Below are 1,384 nucleotides of genomic sequence, written 5' to 3'. Positions count from 1 at the left end.
AAGCCGCACTTATAGTAAATTCTTTTGAGGAGTGTAGGAAGTCTTTTAGTATCATCATAAATAAGTAGTGTGGGTAATACCTACCTTACTTAGTAAACTGTTTGAAATCATCGACAATATGATGACTTTATCCCCTGAATTACAGTCAAGCTTAGAGAGTAAAATCAAACAATTTGAGGAGGAAAGAACCATGCCTTTAATGAGTAATATGGAGTTACGAGGAATAGAACGCGGTAAGGAAATAGGCAAGGAAATTGGTAAGGAAATTGGGGAGTTACGAGGGATAGAACGCGGTAAAGAAATAGGCAAGGAAATTGGGGTGCTAGAAAAAAGCCGCGATGACATAAAAACAGTTTTAACCGTGCGGTTTGGAGAGATTTCTTCAGAAATTGAAGAGATAATCGGCAAAATGACTAACCCTACTATCTTAGAAGAGCTACTAAAATTAGCAGCTACCGCTAATTCTCTCGCAGAATTTAAGCAGTCTTTGGCAAAAATCAATATCTAGAAAACGGGTTTCTTAGAAAACGGGTTCCTTTGAGAAACCCGTTTTCTGTAAATTTTTGTTATATCCCCCTTGAAAGATTGGGGATTGTTGGGCTAAAACTGTTAGCAATAAACCTTTACAGTTAATATCATGACTCTCTCTCTTTTGGCGATTATTCCTGCTGTTGACGATGTTTTGTTCTATTTCGCTCAATCTGATGGTTTTTGGGCGAATTTAGAAACCGCTTTTGGCACAAGTTATGATGTGGTTAAGGCGACGCAATTACAACAGCAGTGGAAAAGCCGAAATTTTAGTCAACTTCCCCCGATTGAGGTACTTAGTGATGAGGTTTTGGGGACAGCAAATGGTGCCTATTCCAGTAGTAAGAATAAGATTTATCTATCAGCATCTTTTTTAAATACGGCTTCGTCAGCAACGATAGTTAATGTAATTTTAGAAGAAATTGGGCATTATGTGGATGCTCAAATTAATCCGGTGGATAGCGCGGGAGATGAGGGGGCAATTTTTGCGGAGTTGGTTCAAGGAAATAGTCTGGATGTGGCAACCTTAGACGCTTTACGAGGAGAGAATGACCAGACAACAATTATAGTAAATGGGGAAAGTATTCAAGTAGAACAGGCGAATTTTACGGGAACTAATGGGAATGATAATATTACGGGAACTTCTGGGGATGATGTAATTCAGGGGTTAGGGGGAAATGATCGGCTTTCTGGGTTAGGAGGGAATGATAGCTTAGATGGTGGCTCTGGAGATGACCTGATTTATACCGATGTAGGTAATGACACCATTAATGGTGGTACAGGTTTTGACTTTTATCGTGCAGATTACAGAGGTCGTCCCACAGGGTTGATTGTCACCTACGACCCAACTACGGGT

At 40.0% G+C, this 1,384-nt stretch carries 2 protein-coding genes; both read left to right on the top strand.

Annotation, left to right across the window (positions count from 1 at the left end):
• The first annotated feature begins 118 nt into the window (after positions 1–118).
• On the top strand, positions 119–508 hold the full coding sequence (locus O9295_RS14550; protein WP_288033498.1) for a hypothetical protein: 390 nt from the start codon (positions 119–121) through the stop codon (positions 506–508).
• 129 nt (positions 509–637) lie between these two features.
• On the top strand, positions 638–1,384 hold a 747-nt coding region (locus O9295_RS14545), incomplete at its 3' end, for a calcium-binding protein (protein ID WP_502846506.1).

Origin of the sequence: Microcystis sp. LE18-22.4A, assembly GCF_027531105.1 — a bacterium.
Classification (GTDB): Bacteria; Cyanobacteriota; Cyanobacteriia; order Cyanobacteriales; family Microcystaceae; genus Microcystis; species Microcystis aeruginosa.
Note: the sequence above shows the minus strand (reverse complement) of the source record. Positions and strands in the feature narration are given on the sequence as shown.